We start from the raw sequence: 18,829 nt of genomic DNA, 5'->3' as shown, positions 1-18,829 counted from the left end.
TACTACAGGAACTATTGCGCGATGCAAAATATCAGCATCGTTTAAACCATACGTCCACAAGCTACGTTTTGCCCTCCATGAACACAACGGCACAAGTACTAGAAAAAAACAAAGAAAGCATCCTTGAAAAGTGGATGCAAAATCAATTGTCGGATGCTTCACTCCGTGATGATCTGATGACAAGCGATGAACTGCAGCGTCAGTCAAGAGAGATGCTCGACGGCCTGCTCAGAGCAGTTGCCAGAGGAAACTATGACAACATCTATGACACGGAATTTGAGCAGGTAACTGATACGCTCCGCGACATTTCCATTACCAGGGCAAGACAAGGATTTAGTCCGCGTGAAACCGGAGCGTATGTACTAAGCCTGAAGCAGGCTGTGATAGCAGTACTGGTGGAGCAGCGGAAAGATGACCCTACTACCCTCTACCAGGAAATCATGCAGCTCAACGACCTGCTGGACAACCTGAGCATCGTTACTTTCGAAACCTTTATCAAAGGGCGTGAGGAAGTGATCCTGCGTCAGACAGATGAAATCAGTGAGATATCTACACCGGTGATCCGGGTATGGGACGGTATACTGGCCCTGCCAATCATCGGAACGCTGGACAGCGCACGCACCCAGGTAGTGATGGAAAACCTGCTGCAGGAAATCGTGAACACAGGCAGTAATATCGCGATCCTGGATATCTCGGGCGTACCTGCCGTCGACTCACTGGTAGCACAGCACCTGATCAAAACCGTGAGCGCGACACGCCTGATGGGTGCCGAGTGTATCATCAGTGGTATACGAGCCGAAATTGCGCAAACCATTGTACACCTGGGCATTGACCTTTCTAACATCAAGACGAAGGCCAGCCTGGCCAGCGCACTGCAGCTTGCCTTTAGTATGACCAACCTCGAGGTGCGCCGCGTAGACCGAAACAAAGGATTCAAAATAACGCGCTAATACGATGGACAGGATACCAGTTTTAAAAATGGGGCCTTTCCTGTTGGTAACCATACAGGTAGACCTCTACGACAGGCTAGCCCTGACGCTGGAGAATGACCTGATCAACATGGTGAGCCAGACCGGAGCACGGGGCGTTTTGATAGATATCTCGGCAGTAAGCATCGTAGATTCGTTTATGGGTCGCATTTTGGGCAACATTGCCTCCATGTCGCGCATTATGGATGCTGAAACCGTAGTAGTAGGTATGCAGCCCGCTGTGGCTATTACACTCGTGGAGCTTGGCCTAACGCTGCAAGGTGTACATACTGCCCTGAATGTAGAAAAGGGCATGGAATTACTTAACACTAAACTAGGCGATAACCTGGAACTAGACGACGAAGAGGAGGAAGACCAGGATGATCGTAATGACTAAAGATACGATGGAGATCGTGCGCGAGCAGGATGTGGTCCCCTTCCGCAACCGCGTGCGCGAATTTGGCACCCGTATAGGTATGAGTCTGGTCAACCAGACCAAGCTGATCACGGCTGCGAGCGAACTGGTGCGTAACATGCTCAAGTACGCCAGCGGAGGCAAAGTAATACTCGAAATTATCAGCCACAATGCCAAAACCGGCGTAAGACTAACCTTCAAAGACGAAGGCCCGGGTATAGCTGATATCGCCATGGCCATGCGCGATGGCTTCTCTACCGGCAGGAGTCTCGGCCTTGGTCTTCCCGGTGCCAAACGACTAGTCAACGAATTTGACCTCATAAGCAATCCGGGAGAAGGCACAACAGTTACTGTCATCCACTGGAAACATGGACGTTAATCAACACTACCGCTTCGCGATACCCGACCGAAGCTACGCTAGTCTCACAAAAAAAGACATCACACGACTTGCTGAAAGCTTCGCCTTATCGGAAGGAGCCGTGGGCAAGGTCAATATTATCGTGTCAGAAATGCTCTCTAACCTGGAGAAGCACACGACGCAGGGTGGCGAACTGCTGGTGAAAGCCATCGGTAAACCCATCCATGGGATTGAGATCATCAGCCTGGACAATGGGCCCGGCATGAACAACCCTGACCGGATGCTGGAAGACGGCGTGTCTACTTTCGGCTCCGCTGGTGAAGGGCTTGGGGCGATCAAGAGACAGTCTGATGTTTTCGACCTTTACTCACACCCCCAGGTAGGCACCGTGATCGTGGCCCGGGTATACAAGTCGGCTCGTTCCATCCCACCAGGCAGGCGCTACGATATTGGCAACATCATGGTCCCTAAGCCGAAAGAAATAGACTGCGGCGACGGGTATGCTATCGTACATCACGAATGGGGCGTCTACTTGCTGGCACTCGATGGGTTGGGGCATGGCACGCATGCACAGGAGGCATCCCAACTGGCCGTCAAGACCTATTGCGACAATCCTATACCTGATCCGGCCGTGGCGCTGCAAGAAATACACTCGAGCATCCGGCGTACCCGGGGCGCAGTGGGCTTTGCCGCTAACATCGACATCAGCCAGAACATATTCAGTTACTGCGGCATAGGCAACATAGCCGGCAAGCTATTCTCCATGGAGAGTTCGCTGGGCAATATGCCCTATAAGAATGTGATATCGTACAACGGTATACTCGGTCACAACATTCCGGGTACTTTCAACAACCAAGAGCTGGAATGGAACCGTAACAAATTGCTCATCGTGCACAGCGACGGATTGAAATCGCGCTGGGACCTGAGCCGCTACCCTAACCTGCACCGACACTTACCAACTACCATCGCGGCAGTTCTTTACAAAGACCATAGCCGCCAAACAGATGATACACTCGTACTTGTTTGTAAAGCCAAAGTTTAGCTGATGCCAAAGAGCTTTCTCAAAATAAACATTGCAAACGAACTGGACGTGGTGCTGGCCTATAAGCGGGCGATGCAGCTATCAGAAAAAACAGGTATGGCACAGGCCAACCAGACCAAGTTCGCAACGGCCGTGTCGGAGATTTGCCGCAACGTGGTAGAGCATGTGGGCAACGGCACTATACAGTTTAGCATTATCGGAGAAGCTGGGCATAACTACCTGGAAGCGAAAGTGTCGGATCGTGGGCGTGGCATCGGCAACCTGGATCAGATTTATGATCGGACCAGGTATGGCAGCAGTGCTACAGGGCGCGGCATGGGCATTGTGAACTCCCGCAAACTGGTGGATTTCTTTGAGATCAAGACCGAGAGCGAGCAAGGTACTGTTGTGACCCTCCGTAAGCGCATCCCCACGCAGTCTCCTGTATTTACAAAGAGTCTGCAGGAGCTCTGGCTACGGGAGTTTAACGACGAAGAGGGAATATCACCCTATGCAGAGATCAAAAGGCAGAACATGCAGCAGCTTGAGCTGCTCGAGAAACTGCGTCTTCGCAACCTGGAGGCAGAACAGCAACTGCAGGAGATCAGGAGACTGAACCTGCAGCTTCAGCAGTCCAACTTTGAGATACAGTCACTATCGGAGGAGCGTGAGCGCCGGAACCTCGAACTGCAGAAAGCCAATGCCGACCTGGATGCTTTTGCCCATACCGTTTCGCATGACCTGCGGGCTCCTTTGCAGAACATTGGAGGTATTATCAACTTCCTGGAAAACAGTTTGCAGAACGGCAATAACGAAGATGCCACTTCACTGCTGCCGATACTTCGGGAGCAGGCCAGCAAGATGGACAAACTGATCACAGGTATACTGGCCTATTCGCTTGCCGGCCACCACAGCCTGCATCGCCAGATCGTGTCTGTCCGGTCCGTGCTTCACAAGGTGCTGGAGTCGCTCTACATACCGGCGTCTTTTAAGATTATACTGCCAGACGATCTGCCTACCCTCTACACCCAGGAGATCTACCTGTACCAGATATTCAGCAACCTGCTCGGCAATGCCGTGAAGTACCACGACAGACCAGAAGAAGCTGTGATAGAAGTACAATGCAGCCTCAGGTCTGGTCTTCTATACCTGGTAGTGCAGGACAACGGCCCAGGTATAGCACCCGAAGATCAGGAGCAGATCTTCAGCAAATATGAAGCACTTGGCCACAACCTGACACGCCATGACAGCTCAGGTCTGGGCCTCGCCATAGTAAAGCGTATACTCGAAGAAAAGCAGGGCGATGTGTGGGTAGAGTCAATGGGTCGCGGCACCCGCTTTGTGTTTACGTGGCCAGCCACTGAAGTGGTCACCGAGTCAGAAGATGCCGAGTAAAAGCATAAAGCCTGTATACCTTGCGGTATACAGGCTTTATGCTTTTATAGCGTAGGTTCTTTTAGTTTCTGCGATTCTGAAAAAAATCAGCCAATATCTCCTTCACATCGTGGTTGGTCAGCGCCTTGGAGTAGTGCTTTTTTACTTTCTTGAAGCTCTTGATACGCTCCAGGTCATAAAAACTTGCTGAAGATGTCAGCATCAGAATGATGACATGGTCACCGGCATCCAGCCCTTTGCGCTGGTACTCTTCCAGAAACTCAAAGCCATCCATGGTAGGCATTTTGATATCGAGGAAGATCAGGTCGGGGCACTTGAAAGCACCATCCAAATGCTCGTCACAGGCTTTGCTCAGGTAGTCAATTGCTTCTTTACCGTTCTTCAGCACCAAAATTTCTTTTGCCACCTTCATGTCGGTCAGCAGGCGCTTATTCAAATAGTTTGTGGTGTCGTCATCGTCTACCAGCAGCACTAGGTCAAGCATTTCGGATGCTTCCTTCATAGTCAGTTTTGTTATCTCTCAAATCAACGGTAAGGTACAATTTGTACCTGCGGGTGCTTTGGTACCCGGTTGAGCCACTAACACATTGTAAACAATTAATGTTCAATATTGCTGCTCTTTGTGACTTATAGCACCATAGCGGCGCAAAAATACATTTTTGATTTTTAAGTTTAAAGCTAATTCAGCGGTTATCGTGCCTAATTTTTCAGGCCGTTACACCACCCTTTACCTTCACATAGCCTTTCTTTTTCTTCTTTTTGCTTTTGCCTCGCCACATCACAATGCCTGTTACCCAAAGCATGGCTGGCATCAACCCCAGAAAGAACCAGAGTATCCGGGTAATCCAGCCCCCTATCTCCCCAAAGTGAATCGGCACAAACCAATTGCGGGTAAGCTGCCGGCCCAGGGGAGCAGTGTGCGGATTATAATCGTACACGACGTCTCCAGTGTATTGGTTCAGGTATACCATCGGGCGATCCTGGGGGCCGGCTTCCAGATCAGAAGAGGCCAGGTAAGTCAGGTTAAGCGTGCCTGAACTATCGGGCGCCAGTGTGAGCGTCCGCCTGACGTAGCCAGGGTATAAGGCATCCATCCTGTCGAGTGCCTGGTACACGGTCAGCGGTGCCGTACCATCTGCCGGATAAGCCGACTGCAGTGCCTTCACGTAAGGTGTCGGCTCCCTGGCCAGCGTCAGCTTATCGACCACTGCCTGGGTCTTCTCCTGAAAACCAAAATATACCCCGGTAAGTGCGGCCAGGAAAAGCGGTACACTGAAGTAGAAGCCAAACACATTGTGCAGATCAAAATTCCGCCGTTTGAAAGAGGCATTGGCCTTAAGGCGCAGGCCGTCTTTCAGGTTCCGCTTTCGGCGGGGCATCCACAGGTATAGCCCTGTCGAGAGCAGCACAAAGGCCAGCAGCAGCGCACATATACCTGTGATCAAAGCACCCGAGTCGCCCATGGTCAGGTGGCGGTGCAGGTCCAGTACCGTATCCATCACACCGCGTCTCTTCTCCAATTGCCCTACATACTTGCCGGTGGCAGCGTCAAAAAAGAGGAACTGCTTATTGCCTTTTACCTTGACGATGTAATTCTCCAGCTCCCGTACCGGAAAGAAGATGCTGGTAACCGAAGCGCCAAACTCCTTTTCGGCATTGCGGATAACCAGTCGTACATCTACAGGGGCTGCTCCCGGATCAGAGCTTTTGTACTGCTCAGGGTATAGCGCCACCGTCAGCTCGGGCTGAAAAACGTAGAGCGAGCCTGTCAAGCCCACAAAGGCTAGTACGGCACCCGCTGTCAAGCCGATCCAAAGGTGTAGTTGAAGGAGGATTTTACGCATGTACCTGAACTTGAAATCGGCGGCATCGCCCCTTTCAGGACAATGCCGCCGATATAGTTATTTATGTTTCTATCAATTAAAATCTCACACCAACTGTGCCCTGCACTGTAGTTGGCGCACCAGGCATAATCACGGTAGCTGACTGTGAACCTTCGTAGTATTTCACATTGGTCAGGTTCTTCACATTCAGGGCCGCATGGAAGCGCTTGCTGTTGTAGAACATGGTGGCGTCGTAGCGGGTATAGCTCGGCAGCATAAAACTGTTGGCATCATCTACCGGACGATCCTCTACATACGTAAAACCACCGCCAATGCCCAGGCCTTTCAGCAAGCCGTCCTGCAGTTCGTAAGTTGTCCAAAGGCTGCTGTTGTTATACCCTACTCCTCTGAAGCGACGGCCTACCGTGCGTCGTGGGTCGTCTGCGCTTAGCGCGTCTTTTGTCACGCGGGCGTCAGTGTAGGTATAAGTGGCGATCACATTCAGGCCAGGCAGCACCTCACCCGTGATATCTGTTTCTATACCTTTGCTCTGCACTTCACCCAACTGCACGCTGGCGCCGCTTTGGCTTGGGTGCGGCACTACCACATTCTGGCGCGTAATATCGAAGTAAGCAGCCGTCAGGTTTACACGGTCGTTCAGCAAACCGATTTTGGTACCGGCTTCATACTGCACAGAGGTAATCGGCTTGAACGCCTCTCCTTCCAGTGTCTGCCCTATACCTGGCTGGAAGCCTTTGGAGTAGTTGGCGTATACCGAAACTGGACCGTATACCTCGTACAACACACCCAGTCTCGGGTTAAAGGCTTTGTTGTTTTGCTTGGTTGTTTCGTCCTTCATGCGGTTCTCCTTCTCCTGTTCCCAGAAATCGTAGCGGCCGCCCAGCAACACTTTCAGGCGCTGGTTTATTGTGATGAAGTCCTGCAGGTAGAAACCCAGCACATTCACGCGGTCCTGGTAATCCTGAGAGTAAGTGAGCAGCGAATAGTCCTTTGGCTTGGGATTGTACTGTGGGTTTAGGATATCAAGCACGTCATAGGGAGCACGCTTTACCCAGATGTCAAAAATGGAGCGGGAAATCTCTATACCTCCCACAGCCTTGTGCTCTACCAAGGCACCGGTGTTGAAGTTGGCGTACAATTCATTTTGCGTAGCGATGTTCTGGTCATAGGTATCCTGGTCCTGGTGCTGGCGATTGATGCGGAAAGACCCGTCTTTCAGCACAGTAGTCTGCTCAACCACGTCACGTGTCTCGGTGGCGTAGTTATAGTTGAATGCATGACGGAAGCTCAGCGCCTCAGAAAACTTGTGCTGCAGGTTGTATTGGGCCATGCGGTTGGTAAACTCACCTGTATTGCCAGGCTCAATCAACACGCGGCTTCTCGACACAGGTGCAATTTGGCCGTTAACTGAGAATATACCCCGGTCTGATGGCTGATTATGGTTCAAAAACTCGGTTTCTACGGTCAGGGACGTCTTGTCAGAGAAATCGTAAGTGATGGCCGGAGCTACGAAAATGCGCTTCGTTTTCACGAAATCACGGTAGCTGTCAGCACGTTCATATACGGCATTCAGTCTGTACTTAAATGTTTTGCTTTCGTTAAAAGCACCGCCCAAGTCTATGGCAGGTCTTACGAGGCCAAAGTTGTTGGCCGTGATCTGGATGTCCTGGAAGGTATGAGCTGTCGGTTTCTTGGTGGAGATGTTCACCATACCCCCCGGATCGCTCACGCCATACAACACTGAGGCAGGGCCTTTCATGACCTCGATCTGCTGGATGTTGGCACTTTCACGGTAAGTACGCACCGTGTTGCGGAAACCGTTTTTGAACACACTCTGCATATCGGTACGGAAACCACGTATCTGGAAGATGTCGGAGCGACCACCAAAACCGGTCTCCATGCTTACGCCGCTTACGTTGCGCATGGCATCCTCCAGGCGCAGCACCTGCAACTGGTCCAGGGCACGGCGCGATACCACCTGCACCGACTGCGGCACTGACTTTATAGGTGCTTCCATCTTAGTGGCTGTCGTGGCGGTGCGCTGCAGATATTCGCCGCTGCGGTGCGCCGTCACCTGCACCTCTCCCAGTGAATGCGAAGATGCAGCCAGGTCTACGTTCACAAACGAAGCCTTCCCTCCTGCCACTTCCAGCAGCTGCTTCTGCAAGGTATAGCCTATACCTGATGCCACCAGCGTATAGTTTCCGGCAGGTATGTTCCTGATCAGGAATTTGCCTTCGTCATCTGTCGTGGAGCCATAAGAAGTGCCTTCCAGCCCAACGCTGATACCGGCTATACCTTCTCCCCTTTCTGATTGGATACGGCCCTCGATACGGCCTGTAGTTTGTGCATATGCCTGCTGTGCCAGGAGCACGAAGGCAAACATAATGGTGAGTATGCGTTGCATGAATTCTTATTTAGATTAATTCTAAGAAGTGCTGCAAAAGTAGATACTAGAAACATAAGAGAAAAGAGTTATTTAGATATTTTCTAAATAAGTGACATAAATCATCTCCCAGCTCCACTATACTCCAGGCTGTACATCCTTTTTGGCCTTTTTTGAGTATTTAGAGAATATCGCTACCGATGGTGGCATGACAGAAACTGAAAGACAAAACTAAGAGATATGGATACTTATAACCTGAAACCGGAGCATATGCGGGCTCCTGCTCATCTCACCCGTGAGGAGATACAGAAAAGCCTGGATGAGTTGGATAGCAAAATAAAAGTGCTGAAAGGCCGGGTGAATGCGACAGCCGCCGACTCGAACCATACTTATCACGAGCACATTGCGGCACTTGAAGCCAAGCGCGAACTGATTGCAAATAAAGTGGGGGACCAGGAAGACAGCCAAAGCAAGTGGCAGGGGCTGAAAGATGGCCTCGACAACCTCAAAAAAGACATGGACAACCTGTTCAAATAAAGCAAAAAAAGCCCCGGCACTCTCACAGTGCCGGGGCTTTTTGCTTATAGGCTATACCTGGTTTAACCAGCTACAGGCTCACGGAAACCTACCCATGTAAAGCGTTTGATCACAAACTCAGGATTTGTAAAAGACGCATTACCAGCCGGATTGCCGCCCGTTACGTGGAAGTCAGAGAAAGCGGCGTTCTGGTTCACATAGATGCCACCTGTCAGGTTGAAGCTCACCGGCGTGCCCGCCAGGCCCATCTCATCCATGATCTTCTCTTTTATATCCTCGTCTGTGGTATAGGCACCGCAGGAGATCGCACCGTAGTTCATCGCCATCTCTTTGGCCAGTTCGATTGACTGATCAGTGTCCTTTGTTTTGATGATAAGAGCGATCGGCCCGAACAGTTCACGGCTGAAGCTTTCCTTCTCCGTTGCGTCCACTTCATAAATCACAGGCGTGCAGGTACGCGCATTTTCAAACATCGGGTTGCTGAAGTCGCAGGTGCTCAGCACTTCCTTACCTTTTACGCTGGCAGCTTCTTTCACACGCTCTGATGTGGCCGGGTTTTGGATAGCGCCTAGAATATGTGGACCTGCTTTGGGGTTATTAACCAGACCAGTCACGGCATCGGCCAGTTTCTTCACCACTTCCTCGTACGGCATGGTTTCCCCGCCTACTTTCACGCCAGAGGCTGGCACAAAGAAGTTCTGCGGAGCCGTACACATCTGCCCGGAGTACAGGCTCAATGAAAAGGCCAGGTTCTGCGCCACTTTATCAATGTCCTGCACCGAATCCAGTATGATCGAGTTCACACCCGTTTTCTCTGTGAAGGTCACCTTGCCCGGCAGGCTCTCCACGTAGTTACCGAACTCGGTACCGCCTGTGTAATCAATCAGCTTTACTTTCGGGTTTTCGGCAAGTTCTTTTGTGATCAGGTGATCGTCCGCATCTACACCGAGCTGGCAGATGTATGGGCTCAGTCCGTTTTCTACCAGCACCTTCTGTACCTCTGCCACTACAATGGCGATTGGCAACACCGCTTTCGGATGTGGCTTCACGATCACAGGGTTACCCGTTACTAAGCTTGCATACATACCTGGCACTGTATTCCAGGTCGGGAAGGTAGAACAACCAATAACCAGGCCTATACCTTTCGGAACGGCACGCCAGCTCTTGTTCAGCTTGAGGTTATACTTGCCCATCGGCTTCTCCCACTCCATGTTTTCCGGAAAGCGGGTCTGCTCTTCGTAACCTGCCGCTATGGCCTCCAGCGCACGGTCAGCTGCATGCGGCCCCGATGCCTGAAACGACATCATATAAGCCTGCCCGGTTGTGTGCATCGTAGCATAGGCAATTTCGAAAAACCGCTCCTTCATACGCTCCAGCGACTCCACCAGAATGGCAGCACGATCAACCGGCTTTACCTTGCGCCACTGATGAAAAGCCTCATCGGCACGCGACACCAGCGTTTCTGCACTGAAATAAGGGTACTTTATACCTAATGGTTGCTGCTCATAAGGTGATTCTTCCTGACCAGCCCAATTTTCAGCATTATCGTGCACCAATTCCGTAAATTTGTTGTTAAGGTGCTGCTTATACTTCTCACGGCCTTCTTTATCAGCGGTTTCGCCATAAATATCGGGCATCGGGTTTTCAGGATATTGCGCAAAAAAACGTCGTTCGTGTAGGGCTTTCACGGCGTTTTCTATGATGGGAAGATTTTTATTTTTCAAATCCGAAGTCATAGTATTTATTTTATATAATTAAACACATATATTAGAATCAATTGTTGGAAAGTTACGTATTTTTTTAATACGCACGGGAAGCATCTTTAAATTTCGCCGTGTAATATGCGCTTTACTCTATACCTCTGCCAGCTCAGTTGAGGTTATATTCACCTAATAGTTTAATATGATTTAATGTTTACCCGAGGGCCAGTGGTTTACCGCTGCATTCTATCTTTATTATGTATAGTCCTGTGTTCGTCCCTGCTTGCTGCGCAGCATTTGCCCGCTCCAAAAGGTATAGGAACCGCGACTAAACCTCATACCGTTGTCTACAAGCTGAAGCCTCAGTCAGGTAATCAGTTACGCATGGCTAGCGGTAATCCTATGCAAAAAGCTTTGCAAAAGGTTGGAGCCAAATCGGTTGAACAGAAGTTCCCGGGAAAAGCTCCCTCTTCCTTTGCACGAAAGGCGCATGTGGATCTCTCACTTATCTACGAACTGTCATACGACCCTGCCCATAATCTGGAAGCCGTGCAGCAAGCCCTGCTGGCAACCGGTATGGTGGAGTATGTAGAGCCGCTCTACGAACGTGTACCACTCTACCAGCCCAATGACCCGGCCTCCGACTCGACTAAAACTACGCAGTCCTACCTCAAACTGATTCAGGCCTATGGTGCCTGGGCTGTACAGAAGGGCGATACCAACATCGTAATCGCTATAATGGATACGGGTTTCAGGTTGACGCACGAGGACATCCGTAACAAAATTAAATACAACTACGACGACCCTGTTGACGGCATCGACAATGACGGGGACGGACTGATCGACAATTACATCGGGTGGGACTTCGCAGACCGTGACAACAACCCCAATGACGATAGTCCGCACCGCGGGCACGGGGTGGCAGTGGCCGGTGCCGCCATTGGCCATGCTGATAACGGCGTAGGTATAGCGGGCGTCGGCTTCAACACCAAGTTTATGCCGCTCAAAGTTTTCCCATCTACTGCCTATGGTAGCTTTGGAGGGTACGAAGCCATCGTGTACGCTGCCGACAAAGGCTGCAGTATCATCAACCTGTCATGGGGCGGTGAGGGCTCTTCCCAGTTTGAGCAGGACATCATCAACTATGCTGTACTCGACCGCGATGTGGTAATTGTGGCTGCCTCGGGCAACACCAATGCCCTGGTCAACATCTACCCTGCCGCCTACGAGCATGTGCTTTCGGTGGGCGGTATCACCAATGACGTGAAAACCAATGACCATACCTGGAATTACAAAGTGGATGTAACTGCTCCGAGCGCCAGCATTTATACCACCACAACCTCGCGTGACAATTCCTATGGCACCTGGGGAGCGGGAACGTCCCACGCTTCTCCGCAAGTGGCAGGCGCAGCAGCCCTCGTGCGTTCCCAGCTGCCACACCTGAACGCCTTGCAGGTGATAGAAAGGATACGGGCTACCTCCGATAACATCTACCACCTCTCCGGCAATGCTCCCTACAACGAACTCCTCGGCAGAGGACGCCTGAATGTGAAGCGAGCTGTGCGGGAGGCCCGAGCCAAGTCGGTGCGCTGTACCTCCTTCAGTATTGTTGATAATAAGGTGGCGCAAATTGGCGACACGATGCTGGTCCACCTGAGCGTGATGAACTACCTCGACCCTACTACTGCCTTGAAGCTTACACTTACCTCTACCTCGCCTTTTATCAAGGTGCTGGATGAAAAGAACCTGACCATTGGGGCAATGGAATCCCTGGCCTCCCGCAACAATCACAGCAAGCCCTTCCGGTTTGTGGTGCTTCCTGACGCGCCACACAATGCACTGGCTACTTTCAGACTCGGATTTACAGATGGGGACTACCAGGACTTCCAGTATTTTCAGTTGCCGGTCAACCCGGATTATATCACCCTTACGGCTAACAACCTGCACATCACCCTGAACAGCAAAGGCAACCTTGGGTATAATGGTTATAATTTCAGACAGGGCATCGGCATCACGTATAAGGGCAGCTCTTCCATGCTATTTGAGGGCGGACTACTGGTTGCCACTGCCCCTGACCGTGTATCGGATAACGTGCGCAATGCCAGCTGGCAAACCGATAATGACTTTGTATCAGTCAATACTGTCAAGCTCCGCCACAACACAGGTGATGCAGATCAGGAAATCAGCGGCGTAATGCGCGACAAATTCCCGACGCCAACACAGGCGGGTGTGCAAGTCAGCTATAAAGGAATGGCCTGGAGTGAAACTCCGGACGCAGACTTCGTCATCTTAGAGTATCGCATCCGCAATATCACCCCTGATACGATCAAAACCCTGCACGCGGGCCTTTTTGCTGATTGGAACATAACCGACGCTTACATGAACGTGGCAGACTGGGACGAAACACTGAAAATGGGCTATGTCTATAACATGGGGCAGGCTTCGCCTTATGCTGGTATTAGTTTGCTTTCGGTGACACCTCCTTCCTACTACGCGATCGATAACCTGTCTGGAGGCTCTTCGACTTTTGCAATTGCCGATGGCTTTAGCACACAGGAGAAATACCGAGCACTGTCGGGTGGCGTAGCCAGAAAAAAAGCATGGGGCAGCGGCTATGGCAATGATGTGGCGCATGTAGTGGGCACTACGGCCAAGGGGTTAGCACCAGGCCAAAGCCAGCTGGTTTCGTTTGCCATTGTAGCCGGCGATGACTTGGAGCAGCTTCAACAGAACGCCAGGGCAGCTCTCCTGAAATACCAGGTTCTGAAAGCAGGACCTGCTCCACTGGCTATCAGTGATACGGTATGCGTTGGTTCTTCGGTTAGTCTTTCGCCACAAGGAGGCAAGCAGTTCAAGTTTTACGCTGACGAAACTAAAACGAAGCTTCTGGGTACTGGCAATAATTTCGAACTGGCTGCCCTCGACACAAGCACGGTGCTATACGTTTGCAACGCCGACTCCTTGTTTGACAGTCCGCTGGTACCTTTCCGGATCGTGGTAGCCAACTCTCCTGTAGCAGGTTTCAGCATTGTGCAGCAACCGGAAGCTTTGGAGCCCGGCAAGAGTATTGACTTCCGCAATGAAAGCGAAAATGGCAACAGCTGGCGATGGAACTTTGGCAACGGTGATACCTCTACTGAGCAGCACCCCACTTATACCTATGACTTGCCTGGCACCTACGATGTGGCCCTGATTGTAGCGAATGCCTATAACTGTGCTGAAGACACCGTTACAAGGAGAATAGAAATCAAGCAAAGCGAAACGGTGATTCCACCACAGGAAGCTCCTCAACAGTTTGTAGTATACCCTAACCCGGCCGTGTACGAACTATACGTCGCGATGCCAACAGCTGATGCTGCTCTCACTTTATTCATGACAGACGCCATGGGTCGCCGTGTCAGTCCTAAGTTACGCAGCCGCCTGCCGCACGAGGCCATTTACGACCTCAGCGGCTTGGCAGAAGGCCTTTACATTGTGCAGCTTACCTACGAGCAAAACACTGTTACGAAACGTTTGCTGATCATCAGGCCTTAGGTAAAGACGTTCCCTTCTCCCAAGGTCAAGCTCAGGTTATTTTTTTGTCATCCTGCAAGGATCCTGGTAGCGAGCCGCACAAGCTTACACCACTATAAATAACAAAACGCCCCGCTCTTTCGAGCGGGGCGTTTTGTTATTTATCGGCAACTAACTGCTTATTAGGCGTTAGCTGACTGCTTCTGTTGCAAACGGATCAGGTTAAGGGCTGATCCAGCCTTGAACCAGGCGATCTGTCCTTCGTTGTAAGTATGGTTAACCTGGAAGGCATCCTGTGAACCATCTTTGTGCGTCAAAACAACTTTTAGCGGCTGACCTGGCGTGAAGTTCTCCAGCCCCAGGATGTCGATGGTATCGTTCTCCTCGATCAGATCGTAATCGGCTTTGTTGGCGAATGTAAGCGCCAGCATACCTTGCTTCTTCAGGTTGGTTTCGTGGATACGCGCGAATGACTTCACGATAACGGCACGAACACCCAGGTGGCGCGGCTCCATGGCAGCGTGCTCACGGGATGAACCTTCACCGTAGTTCTCGTCACCTACTACCACTGTACCAATACCGGCAGCCTTGTAGGTACGGGCTGTGGCAGGCACTGTATCGTAGCCACGGGTCATGTCGTTGTATACGTTGTTTGCCTCGCCGTTGAAAGCGTTGATGGCACCGATCAACATGTTGTTGGAGATGTTGTCCAGGTGACCACGGTATTTCAACCATGGACCAGCCATTGAGATGTGGTCAGTTGTACACTTGCCTTGTGCTTTGATGAGCAGCTTCAGACCCTTCAGGTCAGTACCTTCCCATGGCTTAAAGCCTTCAAGCAACTGCAGACGATCAGACGTCGGGCTAACTACAACCTCTACACTGCTTCCGTCTTCAGCAGGGGCTACATAGCCTGCGTCTTCTACGGCAAAGCCTTGTGGTGGCAATTCGATGCCTCTTGGCTCGTCCAGCATTACTTCCTCGCCGTCAGAGTTGATCAACTTATCAACCAGTGGATTAAAAGTTAAGTCACCGGCGATGGCGAATGCCGTTACGATCTCAGGAGAAGCCACGAACGCGTGTGTGTTCGGGTTGCCGTCGTTACGCTTGGCGAAGTTACGGTTGAATGATGTGATGATAGAGTTCTTACGGGTAGGGTCGTCCGTGTGACGTGCCCACTGGCCAATGCACGGACCGCAGGCGTTTGCCAGTACCACACCGCCCATCTGAGCAAAGGTATCCAACAGGCCGTCGCGGGCTGTGGTGTAACGTACCAGTTCAGAACCTGGTGTGATGGTGAACTCAGCTTGCGCTACGAGTTTCTTATCTACAGCCTGCTTTGCAATGGATGCAGAGCGGGTCAGGTCTTCATAAGAAGAGTTGGTGCAGGAACCGATCAGACCTACTTCCAGTTTAGCTGGCCAGTTGTGCTCTTTTACAACAGCAGCGAACTGAGAAATTGGCCAGGCAGCATCCGGCGTGAATGGACCGTTTACGTGTGGCTCCAGCGTAGAAAGATCGATCTCGATCAACTGATCGTAGAAGGCAGCCGGGTCAGCGTATACCTCGTCGTCAGCACGCAGTTGGTCAGCCACTTCGTCGGCCAGTTGTACTACCTCTTCGCGATTAGTAGCGCGCAGGTATGTACGCATGCTGTCGTCGTATCCAAATACCGAAGTAGTCGCGCCGATCTCAGCACCCATGTTACAGATTGTAGACTTACCTGTACAAGACATAGACTCAGCGCCTTCGCCGAAGTACTCCACGATAGCGCCTGTACCACCTTTTACAGTCAGGATACCGGCCACTTTCAGGATCACATCTTTTGGAGAAGTCCAACCGCTCATTTTACCGGTCAGTTTAACACCAATTACTTTCGGGAATTTTAGCTCCCAGGCCATACCGGCCATTACGTCCACTGCATCAGCACCACCAACACCGATCGCAACCATACCCAAACCACCTGCATTTGGTGTGTGTGAGTCTGTACCGATCATCATACCGCCCGGGAAGGCGTAGTTCTCGAGCACCACCTGGTGGATGATACCTGCACCTGGCTTCCAGAAGCCGATGCCATATTTATTTGAAACAGAGGCCAGAAAGTCGTATACCTCTTTGTTTTCGCTGTAAGCGTCCTGCAAGTCCTGGTCAGCACCAACACGTGCCTGGATCAGGTGATCGCAATGCACTGTAGAAGGCACAGCTACCTGCGGCTTTCCAGCCTGCATGAACTGAAGCAAGGCCATTTGCGCCGTTGCGTCCTGCATAGCCACCCTGTCCGGAGCGAAGTCCACGTAAGACTTTCCGCGCTCAAAAGACTGCGTCGCGTTACCATTGTAAAGGTGCGCGTACAAGATTTTCTCTGTCAGGGTAAGCGGTCTGCCTACTGCGTTACGGGCAGCATTCACTCGCTCGGCCATCCCGGCATACACTGCCTTGATCATTCCTAAATCAAATGCCATAGTTTTGCTATTGTTATTATTTTTAATGCTTCGTTGTGAAGTTTACAAATGTACGAAATATGCGTGTTTTAGCACAACATTAGCAGATAGGAATATAACATTTCCATACCTGATGTTGCTATTTACGCTAAGTTTCGCATTTCACGAATTCATCTAGTAATTTCGCGGTATGAAACTTACTTGTTTTAATACCCCAATGAAGCTGATTTTGTTGTTGGCACTGTCCTTCACACAGCTTTTAACCTCCTGTGGTTCTTCTACATCTAGCGATAACACCATACAACCCGGACCGTGGCGCGTTGTGCTGCAGGCCCAGGGCCAGGAGATTCCCTTCATCATGGAAGCTGAAGAGCAGAACGGCAAGGCCGTGCTATACCTGATCAATGCGGAAGAGCGCATCCTTGTGGACGAAATCAAGGAAGAAGGCGACTCACTTAAGATCAGACTACACATTTTTGACGCCGACCTGATCGCGAAGGTCGACGGCGATAAGATGGCTGGCCGCTTTACCCGCAACGACCTGAGCAAGCGCTATTCTGTGCCTTTCACGGCGGAGCATGGCAAGACCAATCGCTTCAAGGAAAACCCCGCCCCGGCTACTTTTAACTATTCCGGTAAGTGGGAGGTGACCTTTACGAAAGCTGACGGCAAGACCTACCCGGCTATCGGCGTGTTCGAGCAGAAAGACAATCACGTGACCGGCACGTTCATCACCCAAACCGGCGACTACCGCTACCTGGAGGGGCAGGTGGAAGGCAACCAGCTGAAGCTGTCAACTTTTGACGGCAACCACGACTACCTGTTCACGGCGCAGCCAACGGCAGAGGAGACGCTGAAAGGTGAGTACTTTGCCGGCCTCTACGACTACGAAACCTGGACTGCCAATCGCAATGAAAACGCCGAATTGGCCAACGCCAACGAACTGACTTACCTGAAGCCAGGCTACGAGTCGCTGGAGTTCACGTTCCCAGACCTGGAAGGCAAGCAGGTGTCGCTGTCAGATGACAAGTATAAGGGCAAAGTAGTGCTGGTGCAGTTGCTGGGCTCCTGGTGCCCGAACTGTATGGACGAAACCCAGTTTCTGGCGCCCTACTACAGCAAGAACAAAGACCGTGGCCTGGAGATCATCGGCCTTGGCTTTGAGCGCACCAAAGGCTACGAGCAGGCTGTGCCAAGGCTGAAGAAAATGCAGGACCGCTTCGACATCGAGTATGACCTGCTCTACGCCGGTCCAGCCGATAAAGAAGCTGCCGCGCAAGCTTTGCCGGCGCTTAACCACGTCCTCTCCTTCCCGACCACCATCTTCATCGACCGTCAGGGCAAAGTGCGCAAGATCCACACCGGCTTCTCTGGTCCTGGTACAGGCCAATACTACGAAGAATGGGTAGCTGACTTTAACAAAACGATGGACGAACTGCTGGCGGAGAAATAGTATTGTTGATTGCTAATTGCTGATTGTTGGATCAGCAGGTATAGCAAAGGCCGCTACTGATGCAGTAGTGGCCTTTGTGTTTTTGCAGTTCCGTATAGCCCTTTCATCACCTTCTGAGCCTTTATGTAGTAACTTCTGGCTACCATTCATCCTGGCGATCTATGCTTAGGCATGTTTCCGAAGCCGCACGATCCTGAACGTCCCCCCGAAAGCTGCCGGCTCGTTCAATTCCACCTGCAGCGAGGTATGGCGCACGATGCTGCCAATGCTGCGGTTCACATCAGAAAAAAATGTGCTGGCGACCTGATTGAAGAGACGGCGCAGCAGCGAGGGCTTCTGTCCGTCTGGCAGGAACTTGTCGAACACCATGACGGTGCCGCCCGGCTTCAGCACCCGCTCTACTTCCCGGATACAGGCCACTGGATCAGGTATAACCGCAATAATCAGGTGCAGGATCACGGCTTCAAAGCTGTTGTCGGGGCAACTGAGTTGCTGGCCGTCCATCACATGGGCATCGACAGGTATACCCAGCTTTTCAGCTCTTGCCTTTAGTTTCGTGATCATGCCCGGTGTGATATCATTGGCGGTGATACGGGTATAGCCCTGGAGGTATGGGAGGTCCAGCCCGGTGCCGGCACCGACTATAAGTATAGCATCATCAGGTTTGGCTTGCAGCAGCTCAACCGAGCGTTTCCTATACCTTCGGAAGATGCGGTCTGCGATGAGGTCATAAATCGGCAGGTATACCGTATAGCGCAGTCGGTTCCAGGTGTTCGTGTTGATACTCATTTTTCATAG

At 51.4% G+C, this 18,829-nt stretch carries 14 protein-coding genes; 8 read left to right on the top strand and 6 right to left on the bottom strand.

The window, feature by feature from the left end; translation table 11 throughout:
* The first annotated feature begins 77 nt into the window (after positions 1-77).
* Genes AC5FXQ_RS16120 through AC5FXQ_RS16100 form a run of 5 tightly spaced genes read left to right on the top strand, consistent with a single transcriptional unit; the run spans position 78 to position 4,157 of the window.
* On the top strand, positions 78-950 hold the full coding sequence (locus AC5FXQ_RS16120) for an STAS domain-containing protein (RefSeq protein WP_493603446.1): 873 nt from the start codon (positions 78-80) through the stop codon (positions 948-950).
* A gap of 4 nt (positions 951-954) precedes the next feature.
* Positions 955-1,365: an STAS domain-containing protein gene (locus tag AC5FXQ_RS16115; RefSeq protein WP_493603445.1), complete on the top strand. Its 411-nt coding sequence runs from the start codon at positions 955-957 to the stop codon at positions 1,363-1,365.
* The gene (locus AC5FXQ_RS16110; protein ID WP_493603459.1) at positions 1,358-1,762 is read left to right on the top strand and encodes an anti-sigma regulatory factor; all 405 of its coding nucleotides are present in this window, start codon (positions 1,358-1,360) and stop codon (positions 1,760-1,762) included. Before AC5FXQ_RS16115 ends, AC5FXQ_RS16110 begins: the two co-directional genes overlap by 8 nt.
* Positions 1,752-2,783: a PP2C family protein-serine/threonine phosphatase gene (locus tag AC5FXQ_RS16105; protein ID WP_493603444.1), complete on the top strand. Its 1,032-nt coding sequence runs from the start codon at positions 1,752-1,754 to the stop codon at positions 2,781-2,783. The genes AC5FXQ_RS16110 and AC5FXQ_RS16105 overlap by 11 nt, the downstream gene beginning before the upstream one ends.
* Before the next feature lie 3 nt (positions 2,784-2,786).
* Positions 2,787-4,157: an ATP-binding protein gene (locus AC5FXQ_RS16100; RefSeq protein WP_493603443.1), complete on the top strand. Its 1,371-nt coding sequence runs from the start codon at positions 2,787-2,789 to the stop codon at positions 4,155-4,157.
* Between the two features lie 61 nt (positions 4,158-4,218).
* Here AC5FXQ_RS16100 and AC5FXQ_RS16095 read toward each other — a convergent pair whose 3' ends face one another.
* The 3 genes from AC5FXQ_RS16095 to AC5FXQ_RS16085 form a co-directional block, all read right to left on the bottom strand.
* On the bottom strand, positions 4,219-4,659 hold the full coding sequence (locus AC5FXQ_RS16095; protein WP_493603442.1) for a response regulator: 441 nt from the start codon (positions 4,657-4,659) through the stop codon (positions 4,219-4,221).
* A 205-nt stretch (positions 4,660-4,864) separates the two neighbouring features.
* Positions 4,865-6,001, bottom strand: a complete 1,137-nt coding sequence (locus AC5FXQ_RS16090) for a PepSY-associated TM helix domain-containing protein (RefSeq protein ID WP_493603441.1) — start codon at positions 5,999-6,001, stop codon at positions 4,865-4,867.
* Positions 6,002-6,077: 76 nt separating this feature from the next.
* Positions 6,078-8,408, bottom strand: a complete 2,331-nt coding sequence (locus AC5FXQ_RS16085; protein WP_493603440.1) for a TonB-dependent siderophore receptor — start codon at positions 8,406-8,408, stop codon at positions 6,078-6,080.
* 219 nt (positions 8,409-8,627) lie between these two features.
* Here AC5FXQ_RS16085 and AC5FXQ_RS16080 point away from each other — a divergent pair, with 219 nt between their 5' ends.
* Positions 8,628-8,924 (top strand): sll1863 family stress response protein, encoded by a 297-nt coding sequence (locus tag AC5FXQ_RS16080; protein ID WP_493603439.1) that lies wholly within the window; start codon positions 8,628-8,630, stop codon positions 8,922-8,924.
* Between the two features lie 62 nt (positions 8,925-8,986).
* Here the strand turns inward: AC5FXQ_RS16080 and paaN are convergent, their stop codons facing one another.
* Positions 8,987-10,660, bottom strand: a complete 1,674-nt coding sequence (gene paaN / locus AC5FXQ_RS16075) for a phenylacetic acid degradation protein PaaN (RefSeq protein ID WP_493603438.1) — start codon at positions 10,658-10,660, stop codon at positions 8,987-8,989.
* A 378-nt stretch (positions 10,661-11,038) separates the two neighbouring features.
* Between paaN and AC5FXQ_RS16070 the strand changes: the two genes are divergently transcribed.
* On the top strand, positions 11,039-14,158 hold the full coding sequence (locus AC5FXQ_RS16070) for a S8 family serine peptidase (RefSeq protein ID WP_493603437.1): 3,120 nt from the start codon (positions 11,039-11,041) through the stop codon (positions 14,156-14,158).
* A 161-nt stretch (positions 14,159-14,319) separates the two neighbouring features.
* Here AC5FXQ_RS16070 and AC5FXQ_RS16065 read toward each other — a convergent pair whose 3' ends face one another.
* Entirely contained in the window at positions 14,320-16,599 is a 2,280-nt protein-coding gene (locus AC5FXQ_RS16065; protein WP_493603436.1) for an aconitate hydratase, read from the bottom strand.
* A 196-nt stretch (positions 16,600-16,795) separates the two neighbouring features.
* Here AC5FXQ_RS16065 and AC5FXQ_RS16060 point away from each other — a divergent pair, with 196 nt between their 5' ends.
* Complete coding sequence (locus AC5FXQ_RS16060; protein WP_493603435.1) at positions 16,796-18,031, top strand: peroxiredoxin family protein; 1,236 nt, start codon at positions 16,796-16,798, stop codon at positions 18,029-18,031.
* Between the two features lie 165 nt (positions 18,032-18,196).
* Here the strand turns inward: AC5FXQ_RS16060 and AC5FXQ_RS16055 are convergent, their stop codons facing one another.
* Complete coding sequence (locus tag AC5FXQ_RS16055) at positions 18,197-18,820, bottom strand: class I SAM-dependent methyltransferase (RefSeq protein ID WP_493603434.1); 624 nt, start codon at positions 18,818-18,820, stop codon at positions 18,197-18,199.
* Positions 18,821-18,829 lie beyond the last annotated feature (9 nt).

This window comes from Pontibacter sp. LHS1 (assembly GCF_058932855.1).
Note: the sequence above shows the minus strand (reverse complement) of the source record. Positions and strands in the feature narration are given on the sequence as shown.

Excerpts from the sequence above, each read along its gene's own strand:
- AC5FXQ_RS16080 (WP_493603439.1), top strand. The coding sequence starts at position 8,628 with ATGGATACTTATAACCTGAAACCGGAGCATATGCGGGCTCCTGCTCAT.
- AC5FXQ_RS16060 (WP_493603435.1), top strand. The coding sequence starts at position 16,796 with ATGAAGCTGATTTTGTTGTTGGCACTGTCCTTCACACAGCTTTTAACC.
- AC5FXQ_RS16120 (WP_493603446.1), top strand. The coding sequence starts at position 78 with ATGAACACAACGGCACAAGTACTAGAAAAAAACAAAGAAAGCATCCTT.
- AC5FXQ_RS16065 (WP_493603436.1), bottom strand. The coding sequence starts at position 16,599 with ATGGCATTTGATTTAGGAATGATCAAGGCAGTGTATGCCGGGATGGCC.
- AC5FXQ_RS16095 (WP_493603442.1), bottom strand. The coding sequence starts at position 4,659 with ATGAAGGAAGCATCCGAAATGCTTGACCTAGTGCTGCTGGTAGACGAT.
- AC5FXQ_RS16090 (WP_493603441.1), bottom strand. The coding sequence starts at position 6,001 with ATGCGTAAAATCCTCCTTCAACTACACCTTTGGATCGGCTTGACAGCG.
- AC5FXQ_RS16110 (WP_493603459.1), top strand. The coding sequence starts at position 1,358 with ATGACTAAAGATACGATGGAGATCGTGCGCGAGCAGGATGTGGTCCCC.
- AC5FXQ_RS16105 (WP_493603444.1), top strand. The coding sequence starts at position 1,752 with ATGGACGTTAATCAACACTACCGCTTCGCGATACCCGACCGAAGCTAC.
- AC5FXQ_RS16055 (WP_493603434.1), bottom strand. The coding sequence starts at position 18,820 with ATGAGTATCAACACGAACACCTGGAACCGACTGCGCTATACGGTATAC.
- AC5FXQ_RS16115 (WP_493603445.1), top strand. The coding sequence starts at position 955 with ATGGACAGGATACCAGTTTTAAAAATGGGGCCTTTCCTGTTGGTAACC.
- paaN (WP_493603438.1), bottom strand. The coding sequence starts at position 10,660 with ATGACTTCGGATTTGAAAAATAAAAATCTTCCCATCATAGAAAACGCC.
- AC5FXQ_RS16085 (WP_493603440.1), bottom strand. The coding sequence starts at position 8,408 with ATGCAACGCATACTCACCATTATGTTTGCCTTCGTGCTCCTGGCACAG.
- AC5FXQ_RS16100 (WP_493603443.1), top strand. The coding sequence starts at position 2,787 with ATGCCAAAGAGCTTTCTCAAAATAAACATTGCAAACGAACTGGACGTG.